21 protein-coding genes are annotated in these 22,333 nt (G+C 64.5%); 15 read left to right on the top strand and 6 right to left on the bottom strand.

The features are described 5' to 3' along the window. A partial coding sequence (locus tag WEB52_01015; protein ID MEX2225009.1) for a YifB family Mg chelatase-like AAA ATPase occupies window positions 1–1,111 on the bottom strand: 1,111 nt, incomplete at its 3' end. A 502-nt stretch (window positions 1,112–1,613) separates the two neighbouring features. On the opposite strand from WEB52_01015, the gene WEB52_01010 reads away from it, so the two are divergent. Together WEB52_01010 and WEB52_01005 are read left to right on the top strand one after the other, a co-directional pair. Next, window positions 1,614–2,861 carry a hypothetical protein gene (locus WEB52_01010; GenBank protein MEX2225008.1) on the top strand — a complete coding sequence of 416 codons (1,248 nt, stop codon included), beginning with the start codon at window positions 1,614–1,616 and terminating at the stop codon, window positions 2,859–2,861. 487 nt (window positions 2,862–3,348) lie between these two features. Beyond that, window positions 3,349–3,972, top strand: a complete 624-nt coding sequence (locus WEB52_01005) for a GNAT family protein (GenBank protein ID MEX2225007.1) — start codon at window positions 3,349–3,351, stop codon at window positions 3,970–3,972. Between the two features lie 23 nt (window positions 3,973–3,995). On the opposite strand, the gene WEB52_01000 is transcribed toward WEB52_01005, so the two are convergent. Further along, entirely contained in the window at window positions 3,996–4,352 is a 357-nt protein-coding gene (locus WEB52_01000; GenBank protein ID MEX2225006.1) for a DUF2795 domain-containing protein, read from the bottom strand. Window positions 4,353–4,444: 92 nt separating this feature from the next. Between WEB52_01000 and WEB52_00995 the strand changes: the two genes are divergently transcribed. Both WEB52_00995 and WEB52_00990 read left to right on the top strand, forming a co-directional pair. Further along, window positions 4,445–4,588 (top strand): hypothetical protein, encoded by a 144-nt coding sequence (locus tag WEB52_00995; protein ID MEX2225005.1) that lies wholly within the window; start codon window positions 4,445–4,447, stop codon window positions 4,586–4,588. Continuing rightward, a complete protein-coding gene (locus tag WEB52_00990) occupies window positions 4,585–5,667 on the top strand; it encodes a hypothetical protein (GenBank protein ID MEX2225004.1) in 1,083 nt (360 codons plus the stop codon). Before WEB52_00995 ends, WEB52_00990 begins: the two co-directional genes overlap by 4 nt. A gap of 413 nt (window positions 5,668–6,080) precedes the next feature. Here WEB52_00990 and WEB52_00985 read toward each other — a convergent pair whose 3' ends face one another. The 4 genes from WEB52_00985 to WEB52_00970 form a co-directional block, all read right to left on the bottom strand. Then, the gene (locus WEB52_00985; GenBank protein ID MEX2225003.1) at window positions 6,081–6,389 is read right to left on the bottom strand and encodes a hypothetical protein; all 309 of its coding nucleotides are present in this window, start codon (window positions 6,387–6,389) and stop codon (window positions 6,081–6,083) included. 83 nt (window positions 6,390–6,472) lie between these two features. Beyond that, the gene (locus WEB52_00980; GenBank protein MEX2225002.1) at window positions 6,473–7,324 is read right to left on the bottom strand and encodes an SMP-30/gluconolactonase/LRE family protein; all 852 of its coding nucleotides are present in this window, start codon (window positions 7,322–7,324) and stop codon (window positions 6,473–6,475) included. Between the two features lie 2 nt (window positions 7,325–7,326). Further along, window positions 7,327–9,543, bottom strand: coding sequence for a bifunctional (p)ppGpp synthetase/guanosine-3',5'-bis(diphosphate) 3'-pyrophosphohydrolase (locus tag WEB52_00975; protein MEX2225001.1), 2,217 nt, complete (start codon window positions 9,541–9,543; stop codon window positions 7,327–7,329). Between the two features lie 16 nt (window positions 9,544–9,559). Beyond that, window positions 9,560–9,799: a hypothetical protein gene (locus WEB52_00970; GenBank protein ID MEX2225000.1), complete on the bottom strand. Its 240-nt coding sequence runs from the start codon at window positions 9,797–9,799 to the stop codon at window positions 9,560–9,562. 139 nt (window positions 9,800–9,938) lie between these two features. Here WEB52_00970 and hisS point away from each other — a divergent pair, with 139 nt between their 5' ends. The 11 genes from hisS (at window position 9,939) to WEB52_00915 (ending at window position 22,332) form a co-directional block, all read left to right on the top strand. Then, a complete protein-coding gene (gene hisS, locus WEB52_00965; GenBank protein MEX2224999.1) occupies window positions 9,939–11,216 on the top strand; it encodes a histidine--tRNA ligase in 1,278 nt (425 codons plus the stop codon). Window positions 11,217–11,226: 10 nt separating this feature from the next. Further along, the gene (locus tag WEB52_00960) at window positions 11,227–11,721 is read left to right on the top strand and encodes a hypothetical protein (GenBank protein ID MEX2224998.1); all 495 of its coding nucleotides are present in this window, start codon (window positions 11,227–11,229) and stop codon (window positions 11,719–11,721) included. 97 nt (window positions 11,722–11,818) lie between these two features. Further along, complete coding sequence (gene prfA / locus WEB52_00955; GenBank protein ID MEX2224997.1) at window positions 11,819–12,880, top strand: peptide chain release factor 1; 1,062 nt, start codon at window positions 11,819–11,821, stop codon at window positions 12,878–12,880. Continuing rightward, complete coding sequence (locus WEB52_00950) at window positions 12,877–13,149, top strand: Rdx family protein (GenBank protein ID MEX2224996.1); 273 nt, start codon at window positions 12,877–12,879, stop codon at window positions 13,147–13,149. Before prfA ends, WEB52_00950 begins: the two co-directional genes overlap by 4 nt. A gap of 2 nt (window positions 13,150–13,151) precedes the next feature. Further along, window positions 13,152–14,015: a peptide chain release factor N(5)-glutamine methyltransferase gene (prmC, locus tag WEB52_00945; GenBank protein ID MEX2224995.1), complete on the top strand. Its 864-nt coding sequence runs from the start codon at window positions 13,152–13,154 to the stop codon at window positions 14,013–14,015. Beyond that, window positions 14,008–14,367: a hypothetical protein gene (locus WEB52_00940; protein ID MEX2224994.1), complete on the top strand. Its 360-nt coding sequence runs from the start codon at window positions 14,008–14,010 to the stop codon at window positions 14,365–14,367. Before prmC ends, WEB52_00940 begins: the two co-directional genes overlap by 8 nt. After that, entirely contained in the window at window positions 14,364–14,984 is a 621-nt protein-coding gene (locus tag WEB52_00935) for an alpha/beta fold hydrolase (protein MEX2224993.1), read from the top strand. Before WEB52_00940 ends, WEB52_00935 begins: the two co-directional genes overlap by 4 nt. 32 nt (window positions 14,985–15,016) lie before the next feature. Beyond that, entirely contained in the window at window positions 15,017–17,395 is a 2,379-nt protein-coding gene (locus tag WEB52_00930) for an HD domain-containing phosphohydrolase (protein ID MEX2224992.1), read from the top strand. Window positions 17,396–17,778: 383 nt separating this feature from the next. Then, window positions 17,779–19,566, top strand: coding sequence for a hypothetical protein (locus tag WEB52_00925; protein ID MEX2224991.1), 1,788 nt, complete (start codon window positions 17,779–17,781; stop codon window positions 19,564–19,566). Window positions 19,567–20,066: 500 nt separating this feature from the next. After that, on the top strand, window positions 20,067–20,759 hold the full coding sequence (locus WEB52_00920; protein ID MEX2224990.1) for a sugar transferase: 693 nt from the start codon (window positions 20,067–20,069) through the stop codon (window positions 20,757–20,759). 64 nt (window positions 20,760–20,823) lie between these two features. Next, window positions 20,824–22,332 (top strand): polysaccharide biosynthesis tyrosine autokinase, encoded by a 1,509-nt coding sequence (locus WEB52_00915; GenBank protein MEX2224989.1) that lies wholly within the window; start codon window positions 20,824–20,826, stop codon window positions 22,330–22,332. Window position 22,333 lies beyond the last annotated feature (1 nt).

Raw genomic sequence — 22,333 nt, 5'->3', positions numbered from 1 at the left:
GCGACCGTCGTCGTGGCATACCGCTTCCCCGCTGTAGAACTGACCGACAGGGGCAGGGGTTCATGGCGGTGACGAGCATGAAGTTCGCGGGATACGTCGTCGAGCCCTGGGCGCGCGAGATCGTGACGGTGCGGTCTTCGAGCGGCTGTCGCATGACTTCGAGCACCTGCTGTCCGAACTCCGGGAGTTCGTCGAGAAAGAGCACGCCGCGATGGCTGAGCGTAATCTCCCCGGGTCGCGGCGTGCGGCCGCCGCCGACGAGTCCCGCGTGCGAGATCGTGTGATGCGGCGCGCGGAAGGGGCGCCGGCAGATCAGCGGCGTGTCCGGCGGCAGCATGCCCGCGACGGAGTAGATCTTCGTCACCTCGAGCGTCTCTTCGGCCGACATCGACGGCAGGATCGACGGCATGGCGCGGGCGAGCAGCGTCTTGCCGCTGCCGGGCGGGCCGGACATCAGCACGTTGTGGCCGCCCGCGGCCGCCACTTCGAGCGCGCGCTTCACGTGTTCCTGGCCGCGGATCGCGGCGAAGTCCGTGCCGAGCCATTCTGACGGTTCGACCTTCGGGATGCCGGTACACGGCATCGGCGAGAGCGGTTCGCGCTGCGCGAGGTGATTGAGCAGCGACGACAGCGTATCGACCGGATAGATCGTCATGTCGGGCAGGAGCGCCGCCTCCTTCGCGTCGACGCCGGGCACGTATGCCGTGCGGATGCCGCGCTCGCGGGCCAGCGCGACCATCGGCAGGATGCCCTGCGCGTGACGGACGGCGCCATCGAGCGAGAGTTCGCCGAGGAACACGGCGTCGTGGACGTCGGCGAGGACGTTGCCGGCGGCGACCATGATGCCGACGGCGATCGGCAGGTCGTAGGTCGGGCCTTCCTTGCGGATGTCGGCCGGCGCCAGGTTGACGACGATGCGTCCGCGCGGGAAGGGGAAGCCGGAGTTTTTGATCGCGGACTCGACGCGGTCCTTCGCTTCCTTCACCGCGGCGTCGGGCAGGCCGACCATGGCGAGGCTGTTGAGGCCGCGGTTGGCGGCGTCGACCTCGCACTCGACGATCTCGCCTTCGAGACCGACGACCGCGCACGAGAGGACCTTGGCGAGGGCCATAACCCCGCGACTATCTCACACAGAACATTTGTACGTCAACAGGGGGATTTGAATGAACCACAGAGGCACAGAGGCGCAGAGATTTCTTGGGGGAGCTAGGCCGTTAGGCCGCCCTCGAAGAAAAAAACAACTCCGTGCCTCTGTGCCTCTGTGGTGAAACCGTCCGGGCCTATGCGCGGAAGTCGGTTGGTTGGCCGGTGCGGGATTCGCCGGGAGGTTCGCCTTCGCGGGTGTCGGCCTGCGTTTCGATGTCCTGCTTGTCGCGCTTCGAGGCGCTGGTCGGGGCCGCGGGTGCCACCGTTCAGTTGCATGGCCATGAAGCATGCAGCCGTCATTGGATTGCGGCACGGATTGCCTAGAAAAACGGGGAATGCGAGCCATACCAGTCGTTGACAAAGGTTTCCATGAATCGTACCTTACTTACCGTTACGAACACTGCTAATCGCAGTTGCGAGGGGTTGATGTAGTGAGGTATGGCTTCCTTGTCCTGACCTTGCTAATCGTGGGCGTTGCGACGATTTCCGTCTACGGTGCGTCGGAGTTTCTCGATCTGTCTACGGATCGCGTTGATGCTCGCGCGCTTCTGCAGGAAGCCGTGAACGCAGAGATTCGCCCCGGTCCGAACGAAACTCTCCACTTGACGACCAGACAGTTTTCAAGAGTTCGTTCTGACGCAGACAGGCCAACCGATCCCTATCACCTTGACCTATACGAAGCTGAGCCAGAGACGACGTACGTTGATGCATGGTTTCAGGCGGATTCGAATGGAGGCATAGATCGGCGCTATACGGTGGTAACGGATGAATTTGGGAACGTGGTTCAGGAAGAGTCCCGCACTGGGCCACATAGTGAACTCATCTATCAGTCGGCACTAGGGGCGGTGCAACTTCTCCCGTTTGAAGTGACTCACTCACCGGTGCGCTCGATATCGATCCCGGATGTCCGACCCGAATCGTCCGTTTCCGTCCTGTCTACACGCCGCACCGGGAACGATGAGACCACGGTTGTCGAGGTGCGGACGATGGCCTCGCCGGCGCCTGAGTCGGATAACGCTTATCAGCGACCATATACACAAGATCTCCGACCTATCGAGTCGATTGAGACACTTGAGATCACGGACAACGCCAATGTCCTCCGCTACACCGTCGAGCTCCGGACAGAAACCAACACGAAGGTGTTGATCGTCGACACGGAAGTGCTCGCGCTCGAGATCGTTCCAGCGAAGCCGCAAACGTTCTTCGAGCTTAAGCATGCTGCTGAAGTGCCCGTTCTTGCGGAGAGCGTCGAGCCTCCGCAGCCTACGACCTACTCCGATGCGAACACCGTTCCTGACGGCACTCCTGTAGCGTTCCTTGATCCCGATTCGGCGGCAAAGTTCTCTTCAACTACAATTACTGGCGCGCAAGCGAAAGTGCAGCCAGGGCTCCTGCAACGAGATGCACGATTCGCCAGTATGTACGGGCTTGCGATCACCACGACCTATGCCAGCGAAGACGGAAGGGTTCTGCGAATCACTGTAGGTAGCGCAGCCGATCTGAATCCGCTCCTGACTTCGACCCCCCCTTGGTGGCGCACGGCAGAACCGATCAATATCTTGCTCGATGGAGTTGACTTTAGCGCGTGGTTGATGAGCAACGGCGGGGAGATGATTGTGGGTGAGCGGGATGGCCTTCTCTTGGTCTGGGAGTCACAGCAAATGACCAACGAGGACCTTTTGACCGCCGTGTCGGATACGACGGTCAGGAGGTAGTAGCAATGTCGATTCGCAGAAGGCTTATCACTGGAATCGTCTTAGGCACACTCGTCAAATCGGCCCACGCTTCTATCGGCGGACCGTCCGTGTTAGCGATAACGTGCGACGAGCTGAAGACAGGTCAGAACAATTACACGAACCCTGACCGGTTCTTGTATCGAGAAAACTGCGTAGACTGGGATGCGCCCAGTGGCTTCCCGAACGTGACTGGCCAGGCTCATACGTTTAAAAACCCGGCCCCCCAGGTAATTGGCTCGCGTGCCGTGGGAAAGGAATTCTGTAACGGAGCTTGGCGCACGATGTATGACACGCAGATGCTGGTTAGCTACAACAGCAAGACTAAAACGGTGAATGGTGTAGGCACGTACGCCCAGTGCATGAACCACGATACTAGGTTTCGCACTCAGCACAACTACTATCAATCTAACCCCCCACTGAATCAGACCAATACGCTATGCATTCCCACCTGTCCCCCTCTCTGAGCATGCTCGAGTCTGATTACCCGGACTCCCTGTTTAGCCGCCGTGTCGTCATGCGCCCGATATCCCGTGACGACTACCCGCTGCTGTTCAAGTGGAGAAGCGACGTCAGTTCGCTACATTTGTGGTCCACGCATCGGCGGGTCATAAGTTTCGAGCAGTTCGCCGGTGGTCTAGAGCAACTTCTTCAGGAAGTCGTCTTCTTCCTGATTCTGGATCGCACCAGCCGCCGGCCGATAGGCTTCGTGCACACCTATGGGGCGAGCCCAGAGGATGGATTTGTTCACTTCCTGCTCTACGCTGACCCATCAGTCAGAGGAACTGGCATTACCGTCGAGGGTTCGATGCTCTTCGGCGACTATCTCTTCAAATTCTTTGCCATTCGCAAACTCTATGCCGAGGTTTACCAGTTCAACCAGGCATCCATTGATGCGCTTGAATCGGCCGGGTTCTCACGCGAGGGAACCTTGAGGGAGCATATCTGGTATCTCGATCGCTACTGGGATCTCTATCAATACGCACTCTACAGAAGCGATTGGGAGCAGTTGCGTACGCGCATGCGTAAGGTGATCGACGGAGAGCGGTTGGAACCGACGATTGAGCTCGGCAATCGACGCTCCAGCGTGTGAGCGGGTTTTGAGGTTCGGCTGAGTCAGGCCAAGAAGTCGGTTGGTTGGCCGGTGCGGGATTCGCCGGGAGGTTCGCCTTCGCGGGTGTCGGCCTGCGTTTCGATGTCCTGCTTGTCGCGCTTCGAGGCGGCCGTTGGCGCTGCGGGTGCGGCGTCGGGGAGGGCGATGCCGCTCGCGTAGATCTGGGCGATCTCCGCGTTGAGGTCGTCGATCGAGTCGTAGGTGCGGTCGGGGAGGTGGCGGAGGACGTAGGTCACCTCGGCGTCGATGCCGCCCTTGTCCTGGGCCTTGTTCTGGATCGCCGCCTGCGATGCCGGAAAGTCGAGCCCTTCGAGCGCATCGACGAACTCGCGCGGTTCTGCGTGCCTGCGTTGCACCATGCCGCACCTCCACGTCGAGTGTAGGGACGAGCGTGCGACCGGCGCGTCGTGATTCGCGGCGGTGGCGTTGCAGATGTGGGGCAGGGGCGCGGGTGCCGCACGGCGCGACGCGTTCCGGCGGCATCAGCGAGACGGACAAGCTCTACACGGGCCAGCGCAAAGAGCCTGGCGACGCCGAGTTCGGCCTGTACAACTACAAGGCGCGGTTCTACACACGACGTTTGGGCGGTTTGTGAGTGCTGATCCTGTTGTTGCCGCCGCATACGATCCACAGTCGTGCAATCCGTACTCGTACGTTCTGAACAACCCGCTGCGATACGTCGACCCGTTCGGCCTGACGCCGCAGTGCTTGTTGTTCTGCACGAGCTCGCCCGACGACATTGTGGTGGACGTTGACGAGGGCACGTACTACACAGAAGGCGAGTCCGTCAACGCGAAGCCCATGAGGTGCGATGCGGCCTGCGAACTCAAGGGCGCGTTGGATTACCTCAAGTATCAAGGCGATCAACTGGTGGGCGCACTGAAGTACCTCGAATGGCAGAACGCGATGGCTGCATTGTTCTTCATAGCGTCGCAGAGCATCGGGACTACGCGCGAAGCCGAACCGCGAGAACTCGGTGAGCCTTCCCCGCCGCCCTACGAGAACCCTATGAAAGCCAAGCTCCCTGCAGACGGAGGCTGCATGCTGTGTGACTTCGGCGAGACGTTGGTTGAGAAGGTTGGCGAACCACTCAAGGACGCCGCGGGGGTTGCGTTGCGTGTGGTCAATCCGTTTTCGGTGTGCTACGAGATGGTAGTTGGTACTCTCGTCATAGGTGGGATGACGCTCGCCACCAGCACGACCATAATTGCATTCGGCGCTGCGACCTCGCCAGCCGGAGTCGGGGTGCCGATAATGGGGATCGGCGTCCTAGTGGCTGTGGCTGGTGGAGGAGCGACAGTGGCAGCCGGCTACGCGCGTATCAGGTTTGTACGGGAGGAGCACATTGAGATGTCGATTGATGAACCTCAATGGTACGGATTCCTTGCGGGCTTCGTGTTGGGCCTCGCGGGAGTAATTAGGATGAGGTTTCACCTGGAGGGCGTCAACCGCGCTGGAGGATACTCGCGGTGGCGATGGGCGAAAGTTGATCTCGTTGGCGTTGCGCTAATCGTCGCGTCAATCTGGTTCGCCGGATGGGTGTGGATTGATGATCTGCTGTTCCTTACTCTATTCAGCCTCCCGTTCGGGTTGCTGCTCGCACTTACCTGGACCATTGCCGCCGACGCTGCGATCCGCGCGCGACGGTCGAATCTCTCGCCACCCCGTGAATAGGCCCCGGTACGCAGGGGAACCCCGCCCGTTGGGCCACAAATACTGTGCACGAAAAGCGCACCAGACCACGCTCGCACGGTTCTTGTCGTCGTTGGACGCAACTTCAAGATGAACGACACGATGTGACGCTCCTATGTTCAAGGGGACTTGCGATCTAAACTGACATTGCCAAGAGGGAACGGGCGGACAGTTTTGCTGTTCGTCCGTTTTCAGTTACACCGCGTTCACCGCTCGCATCGGGTTGCCTTCGCCGGGTCGCACGCGATTCAACAACGGCCACACCCGAAACGCGCGTACCGCCTGAGCGCAAGCATCGCTTCCGTCGTGACTTGCCTCTCTTCTAGGCGAATCGACACGATGTGGGGATAGTGTCAATTGCTAGGTGGCGTGAGCTTTTGCTCGACGGACAATGACTACGGCGGCGCGTCATCGATGCGGTAGGCGACGCGGGTGTCGCCGTTGCCGCTGAAGGAGACCGAGACCGGCATCGCCTGGTCGATGTGCAGTTGCAGGTGCTCGACGTTGACGCTGCCCGGCTCGAGCAGTTCGACGGTGAACTCCAGCGTGTCGCCGGCATCGCTGACGAGCGTGATCGACTCGGGCTCGCCGGCCGCCGACCCGCTCACGTCCTGCAGCATGCCTTCGACCGGCGACTGGACGTCGGCGTCATCGCCGCCGCACGCTGCGCACGCGAAGAACGCAAGGTTGCGAGCAGCGAGCACAGCTTGATCATCGGCGCGGAATATAGCACACCACGTGGTGCGCGCCGCGCTGTCGGCAATCGCGGTGGGACGCCGGCGCTTCGCTACCGGAGATGTGCCGCGATGCCGCGGATGTTGAATCGCAGGCGGTAGACGCCGGTGCGGGCGGTGATGTAGAGCGTCGAGCCGTCTTCGCCCCAGGCGCAATTCGCGGGCGATTCGGGGCAGTCGAGCACGCCGAGCGGCTTGCCGTCGGAAGCGAAGACCTGCAGGGCGCCGGCGGCGACGTAGACCCGGCCTTCGACGTCGACTTTCATGCCATCGGGGCGGCCGCCTTCGGCCATATCGGCGAAGACGCGGCCGTTCGACAGCGCGCCGTCGACTGCGACGTCGAGCGCGCGCACGTGCAGTCGAGCGGTGTCCGCGATGTATAGGGTGCGCTCGTCGGGCGATAAGGCGAGCCCGTTCGGACGGTCGAAGTCCGAGACGAGCAGCGACAGTTCGCCGTCGGGCGCCAGCGTGAAGACGCCGTTGTACGGCAGCTCGCGCTGCTCTTCCGTGATGCCGTACGGCGGGTCGGTGAAGAAGATTCGGCCGTCGCTGCGCACGACGATGTCGTTTGGGCTGTTCAGCCGCTTGCCATCGTAGTGCGACGCGATCGTTTCGATCTCGCCGCCGCGTTCGCGTGAGACGCGCCGGGTGCCGTGCTCGCAGGCAAGCAGGTTGGTATCGAGATCGAGCGTGAGGCCGTTGGCGTTGCCGCTGGGCTCGCGGTAGACGTCGAGGGCACCGCCGCGGAGGCGGTGCACGCGGTCGTTGGGGATGTCGCTGAAGAGCAGCGATCCGTCGGGGTGCCAGACGGGGCCTTCCGTGAAGCCGAGATTTTGCGCGACGGGCGTCCAGTGGTCGCCTTCGACGAGTTTGCCGAGCCCCGCATCCGTGCGGACGATGCCCATGGTCAGAGGGAGCCGCTGGTGGTGCGCCGGTGGCCTTCGCGCTCGCGCGTGACGGTGATGACGCCGCGCACCGATTCGAGGCGCGCCATGACGCGGCTGAGTTGCGGGATGCCCGTCGTCTCGAGCGTGAGATAGACGTTCGTCGTGCGGTCGGCGTGTTCGGTGCGCACGCCGAGCATATTCACCTTCTCGTCGGAGACGAGGGTCGAGACGTCGCGCAGCAGGCCGACGCGGTCCCACGCTTCGATGACGACGCCGACGGGGTACGCCGCCGCGTCGCTGCGTCCCCACTCGACGTCGACGAGGCGCTCCTTCTCGTCTTCGTGGAGGACGTTGTAGCAGTCGGCGCGGTGGATCGTGACGCCGCGGCTGCGCGTGACGAAGCCGATGATGCGGTCGCCGGGCACGGCGTTGCAGCAGCGCGCGATCGTCGTCAACAGGTCGCCGGTGCCGAGCACCTGCACGGTGTGGCTGGTGACCGGCGCGAGCGTGCCATCGACCGTCGGCAGATCTTCTTCTTCGTCACGATGGATCAAGGGCGCGAGGCGCGTCGCGATGTGCGACGTGCTGACGCCGCCGTAGCCGAGCGCGGCGAGGAAATCGTCGAGATTATCGAACTTGAAGATGCGCAGCACCTCGTCCTGACACTCGCTGAGCACGAGGTTCATGCGACGCAGTTCCTTATCGATGATCTCGCGGCCGCGATCGATGTTCTCGGCGCGCTCCTGGCGCTTGAACCACTGGCGGATCTTCTCGCGCGAGTGGCCCGTCTTGATGTAGCCGAGATTCTGGTTGAGCCAGTCGCGCGACGGCCCGCGCGGGTGCTTCGACGACACGATCTCGACGACGTCGCCGTTCTGGAGCTGGTAGTCGAGCGCGACGAGGCGGCCGTTGACCTTCGCGCCGACGCATCGATGCCCGAGTTCGGTGTGGACGCGATACGCGAAATCGACCGGCGTGGCGCCGGTCGGCATCTCCTTGATCTCGCCCTTGGGCGTGTAGACGAAGACCTGGTCGCGGAAGAGGTCCGTTTTGACGGATTCGACGAACTCCTCGGCGTGCGACATATCGCGTTGCCACTCGAGGAGCTGGCGGAGCCACGACATGCGGTCTTCCGTGCGCACGTCGCGGCGGCCATCGCTGCCTTCCTTGTACACCCAGTGCGCCGCGACGCCGTACTCGGCGAGTTCGTGCATCTCCGCCGTGCGGATCTGAATCTCGAGCGGGCGGGCGCCGATCGCCATCACGGACGTGTGCAGCGACTTGTAGAGGCTTTCCTTGGGGTTGGCGATGTAGTCGTCGAACTGGCCGGGCACGGGGTGCCACAGCCCGTGCACGACGCCGAGCGCGTTGTAGCAGTCCGTCACCGTATCGACGATGACGCGCAGCGCGAGCAGGTCGTAGATCTGCTCGAATGACTTGTGCTCGGCGGCGTACTTCTCGGCCTTCTGCGCGATGGAGTAGATGTGCTTCGCGCGGCCCTTCACCTCGGCGTTGATGCCGTGCTTCGCCAACTCCTCGCGCAGAATGCGCTCGACCTGCGCGATGTAGCGTTCGCGCACGGTGCGCTTCGACTGGATGAGCTTGGCGATCTGCTTGTAGCGCTCCGGTTCGAGGTGCCGGAACGCCAGGTCTTCGAGCTCCCATTTGAGTTGCCAGATGCCCAGGCGGTTCGCGAGCGGCGCGTAGATCTCCATCGTCTCTTGCGCCGTGCGAATGCGGTTCTCCGGCGGCTTCGCATCGAGCGTGCGCATGTTGTGCAGGCGGTCTGCCAGCTTGATGATGACGACGCGGATGTCTTCGGCCATGGCCAGGAACATCTTGCGAAGGCTCTCGGCCTGGATCGTCTGGTCGCCGGGGCGCTCATCGGGGGCACGCCAGGCGATCTTGTCGAGCTTGGTGGCGCCGTCGACGAGCCGCGCCACCTCCTCGCCGAAGCGGCGCTTGATCTCGTCGTTAGGGACGCCGCAGTCTTCCTGCACGTCGTGCAGGAGCGCGGCCGCGATCGCCGCGGCGTCGAGTTGCAGATTGGCGACGGTCATCGCGGCGTCCAGCGGATGGATGATGTAAGGGTCGCCGGTGAGCCGCTTTTGCGGGCGGTGCGCCTCGGCCGCGAACTCGTAGGCGCGACGGATCAGGTCGAGACGGTCCGGCGGCAGGTACGCCGAAGCCTTTTCGATCAGCGGCTGCACGCTTGGCTCATGGGCGACGGCGGTCATGCTGGTCCGGCCCCTCTTATCGCTTGAGTCCGAGTTCTTCGAGCACGCGGTCGACGTCGGGGCCGCCGCGCCGCGCGAAGGTCTTCATGCGGGAACGCGTGCGGATGGCGGCGTGCTCGTCCTGCGTCGCCTCGAACAGCAGTTCGAGAGCGTCGGCGACGATGTCCTTCGCCGGGCGATGCGTACGGGCGGCCTCCACCTTGAGGGCGGTGTAGAGCTCCTCGTCGTCGAACACGATGGTCATGCGCCTGGTCATGCCGCGCCTCCTTCGGCGTATGCGCCTTCGGCGTATGTACGTCTGTACGCTCGTACGCCTGTACGCCTCACGCCAAGTGTAGCGCACGAAATGGCTGATTCTCCCCCTGATTTGAAGCTGCTGTTATGCTTGCGGCGCTATGACCGAGGATGTACCCCGCCCCGCGCGCTTCGCTGCCCCACGCGGCACGAACGACCTTTTGCCGGACGACTGGCCCTACTGGAAGCACGTCCGGGACACCGCCGAGCGGGTCTGCGAGCTATTCGGCTACCGACGTATCGAAACACCCGTCTTCGAGCACGCCGGCGTCTATCTGCGGACGGCGGGCGCCGGGACCGACATCGTCGAGAAGGAGGTCTACCTCTTCGACGATCGGGGCGGCGACCGTCTGGCGCTGCGCCCCGAAGGGACGGCCGGTGTCGCGCGGGCGTACATCGAACAGGGGATGGCCAGCCTGCCCCAGCCGGTGCGCCTCTACTACCTGGCGCCGAACTTCCGCTACGACCGGCCCCAGGCGGGCCGCTATCGCCAGCACACGCAGCTTGGCGCCGAGGCCATCGGCGATGCTGACCCCCTGATCGATGCTGAGGTCATCAACCTGCTGTGGACGCTGTACCGGGAGTTGGGGCTGCGCGACTTCACGCTCAAGATCAACACGATCGGCGACCAGAAGTGCCGCCCGGCGTTCATCGAAGCGTTGCGGGAGTACTACCGGCCGCGCCTCGACGACGTCTGCGCAGATTGCCGCATGCGCTTCGAGAAGAACCCGATGCGCCTGCTCGACTGCAAGGAGGAGCGTTGCCAGCCGATCATCGCAGGCGCGCCGCGCCTCCACGATTACCTGTGCGACGAGTGCCGGGAGCACTTCGAACGCCTGAAGTCGTATCTTCAAGCGCTAAAGATAGGCTTCGACATCGATGAGCGCCTCGTGCGAGGACTCGACTACTACACGCGCACGGCATTCGAGATGCAGCCGTCGATCGAAGGAAGCCAGAGTGCGCTCGGCGGCGGCGGCCGGTATGACGGCCTGATCGAGTTGCTGGGTGGCGCGCCGACGCCGGGGATCGGGTTTGGCAGCGGGGTCGAGCGGCTGGTGATCAATTTGAAGCGCCAGGAGGTGCCGGTCGACCCGACGGCGGGCCCGCGCGTGTACATCGCGCACCTCACACCGGAAGCGGCGATCCTCGCCCTCCAACTCGCCGAGCAGACACGGGCGGCGGGCTGCCAGACGATGATGGGGAGCAGCGGCCGCAGCCTGAAGGCGCAGTTGCGCCACGCCAACGCGAAGCATGCCGACTTTGCCGCGATCATTGGCGCGGCGGAAGTTGGCCGGGGCGAAGTGACGTTGCGGGACCTGCGAGACCACAGCGAGCGGCGCGTGCCGGCCGGCGACGTCGCCGGGCTGATCGGCGCGTAGTATCCCTAACATGCTCGTACGGCTCTACGCGCCGCCCGATAGCTCGGCGTACGATGCGCGCACGGCCGAGGCCGGCATCGCGGTGCGTCGGATGGAAGCGTGGGACCGAGCGCCGCTGCAACGCTTCATCCTCAAGCACTTCGGCGAGGCGTGGGCATCCGAAGCGGATCTCGCGTTCGCGAACGGACATCCGACCACGGGTTTCGTCGCGATGAAGGACGGCGCGATTGCGGACTTCGCGGTGTACGAGTGCGTGCGACGCGGCTACTTTGGCCCGACCGGCATGCGCGAAGACCTGTGCGGCCATGGCGCCGGGACCTCGTTGCTGTTCCGTGCCTCGAGGGCATGTGGGAGTTGGGATACGCATACGCCATCATCGGCGGCGTCGGGCCGGCGGAGTTCTACGCGAAGGTCTGCGGCGCGACCGTCATCGAAAACAGCGATCCCGGGGTGTACGGGGCGTTGTATGGCGAGCAAGCCGCACGCGGCGCAACGCGAGAGCTAACCCACTGCTGGTGGGCTGTTAAGATGTGATGAGAGGGCAGAACCCCCACCGTTGCGCGGCTGTGGCCCACGGGGAGGGGGTTTTCGCACGTATGACGATGTTCGACCGGCTTGAAGCGACAGAGCAACGTTTCGACGACCTGACCGCCGACATGGCGCGGCCGGAGATCAACGGCGACTACGAAAAACTGCAGGCGATCGCGAAGGAGCGTGCGGCAATCGAAGACGTTGTCTCTTTGTATCGCGACTGGAAGGCCAGCGCGGCAGCCCTCGAAGACGCGCGCACCGTCGCCAATGACGGCGATGCGGAGATCGCGGCGCTCGGACGCGAGGAGGTTGAAAGCCTGACCGTGCGTCGCAGCGGACTCGAGCAGCGGCTTAAGCTGGCGCTCGTGCCGAAGGATCCGCGCGACGCCCGCGACGTCATCGTCGAGATCCGCGCGGGCACGGGCGGCGACGAAGCGGCGCTTTTCGCGGCGGACCTCTACCGCATGTACTCGCGCTACGCCGACCGTCGCGGTTGGAAGACGGAAGTCGCTTCTGTAAGTGAGAGCGGCATCGGCGGCATGAAGGAAGTGGTCTTCGAGGTCCACGGGCAGGGCGCGTACTCGCGACTGAAGTACGAAAGCGGCGTCCACCGCGTGCAGCGGGTCCCCGCGACCGAGGCGCAGGGTCGTATCCACACCTCGACGGCGACCGTTGCTGTGCTGCCCGAAGCTGACGACGTCGAAATCCAGATCAACGAATCCGACCTGCGCATCGATCGCTTTCATTCGGGTGGCGCCGGTGGTCAGAACGTAAATAAAGTCGAGACCGCGATCCGCGTCACGCACAACCCGACGGGGATCGTCGTGGTGTGCCAGGACGAACGCTCTCAGCTCAAGAATCGCATGAAGGCGATGGCAGTGCTGCGCGCGCGTCTCCTCGACTTGAAGCAGAACGAACAGGCACAGGAGATCGCCGGGTCGCGCAAACAGCAAGTCGGCAGCGGCGAACGTTCGGAGAAGATCCGCACCTACAACTTCCCGCAGGACAGGCTGACGGACCACCGCATCGGCCTGACGGTGCACAACCTGCCGCGGATCCTCGATGGCGAGATCGACGACATCATCGACGCGGTAAATGCGGACGAGCAGGCGCGGCTGCTGGAAGCGACATGAGCGCGAAGCACCGTCTGGAGATCGAGTTCTGCCAGGTGTGCAAGTTCCACGGCCGGGCGTTCTGGCTCGCGCGCGAACTGTACGACCAACGCCCCGACCTGGCCGACGAGTGGGTGCTGGTGCCTTCGAGTGGCGGCGCGTTCACGGTGCGCTTCGATGGGCAGGTCGTCTTCGATTACAAGAAGGAAGGCCGTTTCCCCGATCCCAAGGACGTGCGCGAGGCGGTGCTCGCGGCGAGCGGGAAGCCTGCGACACCGCCGCGGCACTGACGGTGACGACACCGGCTGAGGTTATCCACGGCACGTCGGCACTTCTCAAGAACGTGCTGCAGCGCGATCTGCGCCTCGAGATCGAAGTGCTGTTGGCGCACGTCCTGCAGGTGACGCGCTCACAGCTCCTCGCGCGCCTGCAGGATCCGATCGACGAACTTCCACTGAGGGAGTTCGACGAACTTCTCGCGCGTCTCATTCAGCATGAGCCGCTTGCGTACATCATCGGCTACCGCGAGTTCTATGGGATCGAGATCACATGTTGGGATGATGCGCTGATTCCGCGGCCGGAGACCGAGATGCTCGTCGACCTGGCGCTGGAAGAGATCACGCGACGGGGTGACGACCTGAGAATCATCGACGTTGGCACCGGAGCCGGTGCGGTGGCTATCGCGATCGCGGAGAACGCGCCGCAAGTGCGGATCATCGCGACCGATGCATCCGCTGCCGCACTGGACGTAGCGACGAAGAACGTGCGGGCATATGGCGTCGGATCCAGGGTCATGCTTCGACCGGGCGATCTTCTTGCGAGCACGGGCGAATTCGACCTCATTCTCGCCAATCTTCCTTACGTGTCCGAGGGTGAGTGGCAGACGCTCGAACCCGAGATACAAGAATATGAGCCTCGCTCCGCGCTCGTCGGGGGCGTGCACGGCACGGAGATCATCGAACGGCTGATCGCGGAGGCGCCGCAGCACCTCGCTGAGGGCGGGGTGCTCGCTGCCGAGATCGGCGAGACGCAGGGAGAGCGATTGCTCACCGTCGCGCGTCGTTTCTTCCCCGACGGGTACGCGTACGTTATGAAGGACTACGCGGGCAAGGACCGCGTCCTCGTCATTCGCAGGGAGGAGGAAGGGATTGGGTGAGTCACTCCGGGAGAGCGTCGAGGCGCAGGCGCGCGCGCACGTGCGCGGCGATGATGCGGCGTTCGCGTCGTACATGACTCCGCGGGCGCTGCTGCAGCTTCGCGGCAACGGCCACGTCACGCCGCGCCGGTTCGAGATCATTGCGTTGAGCCAGGGCGATGGCGTTGGCGAGAGCGCCGTGCGCTATGCCGGGCGCGGCAGCTACGTGTTGCGCCAGCGCTGGGAGAAGCGCGAAGGCGTGTGGAAAGCCATCGATGCCGAGCGTCCGGCGAATGAGGTGCGGCTGTCGTTCTGGCGACGGCTGTTCGGCGGCCGCGTCCGCGACGAAGTGTCGCCACGGGACCTCACGTGAGCAGCCGCGGCGAGAGGGCCGTCACGTTTGCGTCCGAAGGACTGAGCATCGATGGCCGGCTTCGCGCGGGTGAGGGGAAGCTCGCGGCGGTCGTATTGCATCCCCACCCGCAGTACGGCGGCGACATGGACAGCCATGTCGTGATGACGCTCTTCGATGTTTTGGCGGACGAAGGTGCTACCACGCTGCGGTTCAACTTCCGCGGCACGGGCGCCAGCGAAGGCGACTTCGATGCAGGGCGTGGCGGCGCCGCCGATGCGCAGGCGGCCGTCGCCTACGTACGCGAGCGGAGCCGGGATGCTTCGCTAGTGCTAGCGGGCTATTCGTACGGCGCGGTCATCGCCGCGGCCGTGGCGGGGGACATCGGTGCGCGGGCGCTCGTGCTCGCTTCGCCGCCCGCCGCGGCAGCCGATCTCCAGCTACCAGACGGGATTCCGACCCTGGTTGTGACCGGCGACCGGGATGCGTTCGCGCCGGCGGCCGCGCTCTCCCGCCTCGAGGCTCCGGGCCGGGAAGTGATGGTCCTCGAAGGCGTCGACCACTTCTGGTTTCCGGGCGCCGACCGGTTGGCCGAGGCCGTCCGCACGTTTCTCAAAAAACTCCGAACCGACCAATAACCCGGCCTCCGGGAAGTGCCGATGATTTCCATGTGAAATCGGCGCCAACGCTTCCAGAAGAGTCGCGCCAGCAGGTGCGGCGCATCGTGCTCATCTCCCGTATCGCGGGCGTGATCGTCGTGCTCGCGCTGGGCATGATGGTGCTCGTCATTAACTGGGGGAACGTCTACACGATCCAGGGCGTCGCCGGCATGCTGACGGTGGGCGTCGGCGGATTGGCGTTCTTCGCGCTCTCGACGCTGGCGCGCGTCGGGCACACGCGGGTGATTGAAAAGAGCCTGAGCGAGGTGCAGCGGCTGACGGAGCAACTGCGCGAGATGGCCGACACCGACGGGCTCACGGGGCTTTGGAACCTGCGCGCCTTTCAGTCGCGGCTCGAGGCTGAGATCAGTTACGCCGGGCGGGACAACCGTCCGGTCAGTCTGATCATCGCCGACCTCGACAACTTCAAACTTCTGAACGACACGTACGGTCACCAGTTCGGCGACCAGGTGCTTACCGAGACGGCGAAGGTATTTGCATCGGTGGGCGGACCGATGGCCTGCGCGGCGCGTCTCGGCGGCGACGAGTTCGCCGTGATCCTTCCGGACCGCACGCGGAAAGATGCGCTCGACGTCGGCTGCCGCATCGACATGGCGCTGCGCGATCTGCGGCTCAAGGCGGAGATGCCGGCGACGCTGGGGAGCTTCGGGATCGGCACGTACCCGGACGACGGCGACGGCGTTCGTGACCTGTTCGCCGCGGCCGACAGCCGCATGTACAGCGAGAAGCATCGCCGCAAGGCCGAATCCGTGTCGACGCTCACGGGCGCCACGCGCAAGTTGTTCGTGCGCGTCGGACGGGCGATGAAGCCGGACCGCACGACCGCGCAGATCCTGCAGGAGATCGCCGTAGCAGCGCGCGACGAGTTCGCTCTCAGCCTTTGCACGATCTCGATCGACGCGCGCGATCGTCATTCAGCGTTGGTCGCTTCCGCGGGGTCGCTTCCCCAGTACGAGGATGCTTGTACGCCGGCGGCGGCGGGCGGTCCGGTGACGGCTTCGCTGGTCGCGGAGCAATTGCCGGGAGAAACGTGGGTCCTCGACGCGCCGATCCCCGATGAAGGGGGATCAAGCGGCGTGCTGGTGCTCGCGGGCCAGCGGTCCGCATCGTTTCGGCCAGATACGATGATCGTGCTCGCGCTCGCCGACCTGGTACAGGCGGTCGTTGCGAACGGCCGCGCGCACATCGACGCGATCCGGGCGGGCCGCGAGCGCGACATCCACATCGACCTGGCACGTGCGCTGGCGACGGCTGACTCGCTGCACGATGGACTCGAGACCGTGACGCACATGATCGGGGACTTCGTGGGTTGCACGAGTGTGCTCATCGAAGGGCTGACCAACGAGTGGGCGAGTTCGCCATTTCACGTGTCGTCCGGCAAAGGCGGCGAGATCCGCAGACGCTGGGAGGAGGCGCGCCTGACGCCGGAGGCGCAGATGTTCTTGAGGCGCACGGCCGAGGAATCGCCTTGTATCATCGTCGATCCGGCGAGCGACCCACGGATGCCTGCCGTGCAGCGCGAGTTGATGGTGCTCGCCGGCATGCAGTCGTTGGCGGTCTGCCCGATACGCTTCGACGGCCAGCCGCTGGCGGTGCTCGCCGGCATGAGCACGACCGCGGGGTTTTTCGACGAAGGGAACCTCGCCGTGCTGACGACGATTGCCGACCACCTGGCGCCGGCCATCAAGGTCGCGCTGCTTCGGGACGAGTTGGAGGCGTCGTACCAGCAGCTCGAGCGGGCGAGCCGCGATTCGCTCGCGCGCCTCGCGGATGCGGCGGAAGCGCGTGATCCGCACACGGGCGGGCACCTGCGGCGCATTCGCTTTTATAGCGTCGAGCTTGCGAGGGAAGTCGGGCTTCCCGACGAAGAAGCGGAAGCGATTGGCGCTGCATCGACGATTCACGACCTGGGCAAGTTGCGGTTGCCCGATGCGGTGCTCATGAATCCGGGCAAGCTCACTGAAGACGATTGGGAGTTGATCCGATTGCACCCGGAGCATGGTGAGCGGCTCATCGGCGACTCGCCGATGTTCGAGACGGAGCGCGTCGTCGCGCGGTGGCACCACGAGCGTTGGGACGGCTCCGGCTACCCGGATGGGCTGCGCGGCGAGCAAATACCGCTGCCGGCGCGCATCGTCGCGGTCGCCGACGCGTTCGATGCGCTGACGACCGAGCGCCCGTACAAGCGCGCCTGGTCGCTGCAAGAGGCCTACGACGAGATCGAGCGCAAGAAGGGGAAGCTGTTCTGCCCACGGGTGGTCGGCGCGCTTGCCGTGCTCTCTTCGAGCGGGCGTCTTGCGACGATCTTCGATGCGGCGGAAGACCACGAGCAGGCGCATCGCAGCAGCCTCGAACGCGAAGCAGCGTAATCCTCCGCACGTCTGTTCGGACGCGTAGAACAAAGTGTAAAAACCCTTCCGATCGCCCCCATATGAGGGTTTTTTGAACCTGTAGCAAGGGCTTTCCACGTCCAAACGGGCCTACCGGAACGGTCAGGATCGGAGGAGGCGGCCGATTATGCCCTTGGGGTCAAGGGATACGCCGGCGAAGCCAGCCGGCGTCTGTTTGGGGGTGCATTCTGCTGAAGGAACGACTTCAATCACTGCTGCGTGGACTGGAAGTACGCTGGTTGCCGCTGGGCCTGATCGCAGGTCTGGCGACGCTTTCGCTCGTCACATCGGTGGCGACAAAGGCCACCGGCCTCGCTCCCTCGTCGCCAGAAGTTCGAGGGAAGACGGACGATGGGCAGCGAATGAAAGGGGTGGAAGAGGACAACATCGCATCACAGCCAGTGCCGGTGGCGCCCAGCGCCGCGGCGAACAGCACAGACGACTTGCCGGGCGACCCGCGTGCCATCGACTACGATGCCGCGGTCGCCTATCCGATCATGCCGTCGGGGGACGTCGCCGCAACGGGCGATGCGCCTGTGACGGTGCTCAACGCGGCCGCCACCGCCGATGAGCGTTACTACTACACCACGGTCCTGGACGAGTCGCGGGGCGCCCGCGGCCGCGTCGAGGAATGGCTCGCGTGGTGGCGAGTCCGCACGGGTACGACCCGCCCGGGCGGTGACGGCAACGGCCGCGACCGCGACGCGCGTGACATCGGAGACACGGACAGCCCTGTAGAAGGGGACGACGATACGGGCACGGCGGATCACCGCCGCAGCCCAACGCCGACGGCGACGCGCGCCGGCGAGGTGAGCGTGCCGCGTAACACATCGATCGACCCGCTCGACACGCCTACGGCTTCGCCGACGCGTACGAATACGCCAACGCGGACGCCGACGCGGACGAGTACGCCGGCGCCGACGAATACGGCCGTTGCGACAGCGACGCCGACGCAGACGAATACGCCGCCAGCGACGGCCACCCGGACGAACACGCCGGTAGCAACGGCGACGCCGACGACGGGCGCTGCGACCAATACGCCGGCGCCGACCGCGACGTCGACGCGAACGCCGACGCCGACGGCGACGAAGGTCGCGTCCTCGACGCCGACGCCGACGACGGCGGCCGCAACCGCGACGCCCACCCGGACGCCGACGCGGACCAACACGCCGACCCGGACGCCGACGCGGACGAACACGCCCACGGTGGCGCCGCCGACGCCGACACGTACGCCGACCCCTCAAGCGAGCGGCGGCACGCGCAACAAGTACCTGTGGCCGTTCGCGAGCAACTCGCTCTGGAACATGCCCATCGGGTCGAACGCGCAGTACGTTCCGGCAGGCATCCAGTACGCCGGCGGCTGGAGCGGCCAGATCACGGTCGACGAGGAGTTGATCGGGCTGAGCCCGAACGACCCCGTGAAACGCCTGAATGACGAGGAATGGGTACACGTGCCTTCGGACATGGAGCACGACGGCAGCTGGAACGGCTGTGCGGTGTTCCTGCGCGACGACAACAATACGATCGTGCAGGGTCAACCGCTGGATCTGTCACCGGGCGGCAACCCTTCGTGGGACTACGACTACTCGTTCTTCGGGAGCGATGACTATCTCGATCTGCGCGGAGAGGGCCGCGGGGGCTGCCATGGTGGCTCCGGTCTCTCGGGCGTGGGCGGAAGCCTGCGGCCGGGCGAACTGAACGGGCCCGACCCCATCCGTCACGTGATGAAGGTCAACCTGTGGGCGCAGCGATTCATTTCCTGCCAGCAGGACGGGTTCCGCTGGCCCGCGTACCGGGCGGATGCCTACATGGACTGCCAGTCGTATGGTGGCGATAACCCGGCCTTGCGGATGGGCGCGCTGCTCGCGATTCACCCGAGCGTGAACTGCGAAACGGCGGTCAGTTCGAGGCACGCGAAGAAGCTGTGTCATGCGTTCCAGGATTATGGTGCGTACGTCGTCGATGACACGTATTGGGATGTGCACGCCTTCGCGATGGACGCCGACGCCGAGTTCGGCGATGGCGGAAGTTTCCACGATGACATGCAGGATCTGTTCCAGATCCTCCAGGTGGTGAACAACAACAGCGCCAGCAACCTGGGCGGTGGCGGTACGCCACGCGCCCCGCTGGCGCCACCGATCGGCAACTAAGGCCGGTCACAGGACGGTCTGAAGAAGAGGGCCCGCGGCGAGCGGGCCTTCTTCCTGTCCGCGTGCGCACGGGATCGGGATGACGGCGTCTTAGACCTTGCGGCGCTCAAACGTCAAGAACGCGCCTCCGTAACGTGTTGTTTGCGTGTTATTAACCCCGCCACCCCTGTTGGCAGGCACGCATACCGAGTACAACGGGAAGCGTGGCGGCGAGCTTCCGCCGCGTCCTTCGGAGGCTGACCGGGGAATTGCATGCCCGCCCGTAACGAGCACCCTCCGAAGGCGTTACTAGCAGGGAAGAGGCGTCCGGGACCAACAGCCCGTGGGCGCCTTGACATTGGAGTTCACACGGTGGTTGGAGTTCTATTGATTGGCCTTGTCAAGGCTGTTATGTTTATCAACCATACTCCGCCCCGGGTAGATCCTCATTGCGCGTTGAGTGCTGCCGGCAGCCCAGGACGGGACGCCAGGCGTTTGGGTGGGTGTCTATGCGCAGCGTCATGAGTTCAAACGTCGAATCGGGACAGGAAGTTCTGACGACCGCGGCGACCTTATCCGTCGAGACCGTCGTCTTCACAGAACTCCGCGGCAGAGCCTACGCGATCAAGGGCATCCTCGATCGGGTTTTCGCGGCGGTCTTCCTGGTGGTGCTGGCGATACCGATCGCAGTCATCGCCGTGCTCATCAAGGTGACGTCGCCGGGGCCGGTGTTCGTGAAGCAGATGCGCGTCGGCCGCTTCGGCAAGCCGTTCGCGTTCTACAAATTCCGTTCCATGCTCAAGGACGCCGAGTTGCTTCGCGATGGACTGGAAGACGACAATTTCCACGAAGCGCCCATGGTGTTCAAGATGCGCCGCGACCCGCGCGTGACGCCCATCGGCCGGTTCATGCGCCGCACGAGCCTGGATGAACTGCCGAATCTCTTTAACGTGGTCAGGGGCGACATGAGCCTGATCGGCCCGCGTCCACCCCTCCCGCGTGAGGTTGCCCATTACCAGCAGCGGCACATGCGCCGCCTCGCCGCGATGCCGGGCATGACGGGCCTGTGGCAGGTGCGCGGCCGCAGTGAGATCCCGTTCGAGAACATGGTGGAGATCGACCTCGAGTACATCGAGCGCTGGTCGCTGTGGCTCGATCTGTACATCGTTCTCAAGACCCCCAGCGCCGTGTTCGGGGGCCGCGGCGCCTGGTAGGGAGGCCGCAGAACAAGGAGCGACCACCATTGAGGGCACTGTATTCGCGTGGGGCGGGTCGTAGATGAACGACGAGAGCCGCCTTCAACTAGAGCGCTATCTGCAACTGGTGAACCGGCGCAAGTGGGTGCTGATCATTCCAGTTGTGCTCGCCGTATTCGGCGCGGCGATGCTGAGCTACCGGACGCCGCCGACGTACGAATCGACCGCGACTGCCCGCATCGACATCGGATCGCTCGGTGGCGCATCGAGCGAAGGGGATGCGGAGCGCACGCTCAATAACTTTGCGTTCACGGTCCGTTCGACGCCCTTCCTGGATGTCGTGGCGGAGAACCTTGATCTTGATACGTCTGGCGCCGGGCTGAAGGGCCGCGTCAGCACGCGAGCCGTGTTCGGCACCGAACTGATCGAGATCACGGCGACGGCGGGCGACGCGGACGAGGCCGCCGCGATCGCCAACGAGTTGGTGACGCTGCTCGGGGATCCGGCAGCGCTCGAAGTGACGATTCCGAACATCACCGCCGTCCTCAACCAGCAGGTCGAAGGCGCGCGCCAGACGCTCATCGACGAGCAGGCGCGCCTCACGGAGCTCGAGGACACGGGTGCCAGCGCCGCCCAGGTGGAGAGCCAACGGGCGATTGTTGAAGCGTCGCAAGGGACGTACGAAACGCTTATCACGCAGCTCCAGGAAGCCCGCCTCGAGCAGGCGCGCGCCGCGCAGAGTGTCACGCTCGTCGAGCCGGCGGATGCGCCCGCCGGGCCATCGAGCCCGCGCTGGCGGTTCAACCTGGCCGCCGGACTGCTCGCGGGGCTGCTGGTCGGCGCGGCGCTGGCGCTCGTGCTCGAATACATCGACCCGACGCTGCGCGACGTAAAGGATCTGGAAGGCGTCACACGCCTTCCTGTGCTGGCTTCGATCCCGTTTGGGATCCGCTGGAAGTACCCGCCGCCGCCCATCTCGCCCGATTACCGTCTGCTAGCCACCAAGCTTCAGACGGGGCTGCTGGAAGAACAGCGGAAGAGCGTGCTGTTCACGAGCGCGCGCCCCGAGGAAGGAAACACGACGGTGGCCACGTACACGGCGATGGCAATGGCGCAGGCGGGGATGCGGGTGCTGCTGCTGGATGCAAATCTCAACCGGCCAGACATGCACAAGCTGTTCAACCTGCCCATGTCGCCGGGTCTGTACAACTTCATCTCGCAGAACGGCGCGCGTCCGACGCAGCCCATGCCGGAAGCGGCACTCGACGCGATCCAGTCTTCGCCGATCCCGCGGCTCAGCGTGTTGACTGCGGGAACGAAGATGAACGATCCATCAGAACTGCTCGCCTCTGCCGAGACGCGCGAGTTCCTGCGTTACCTGGAGACCCAATTCGACGTGGTGGTCGTAGACGGCCCGGCGATGGAGGTATCGGCGGGTTCGGCCGTGATCGCGCCGGTGGTCGATGGTGTGGTCGTGGTGGCGGCGGAAGGGCAGGCCAGCAGCCGAAGCGTTGAAGAGACCGTCGATGAGTTGACCAGCCTGGGGGCTCACGCCATGGGGTTGGTGTACTGCAAGGCGACGGAAGCCTAGA

The sequence above is a fragment of the Dehalococcoidia bacterium genome, from assembly GCA_040902535.1.
Taxonomy (GTDB): Bacteria; Chloroflexota; Dehalococcoidia; order DSTF01; family JACRBR01; genus JBBDXD01.
This window is presented reverse-complemented; position numbering and strand designations above follow the sequence as displayed.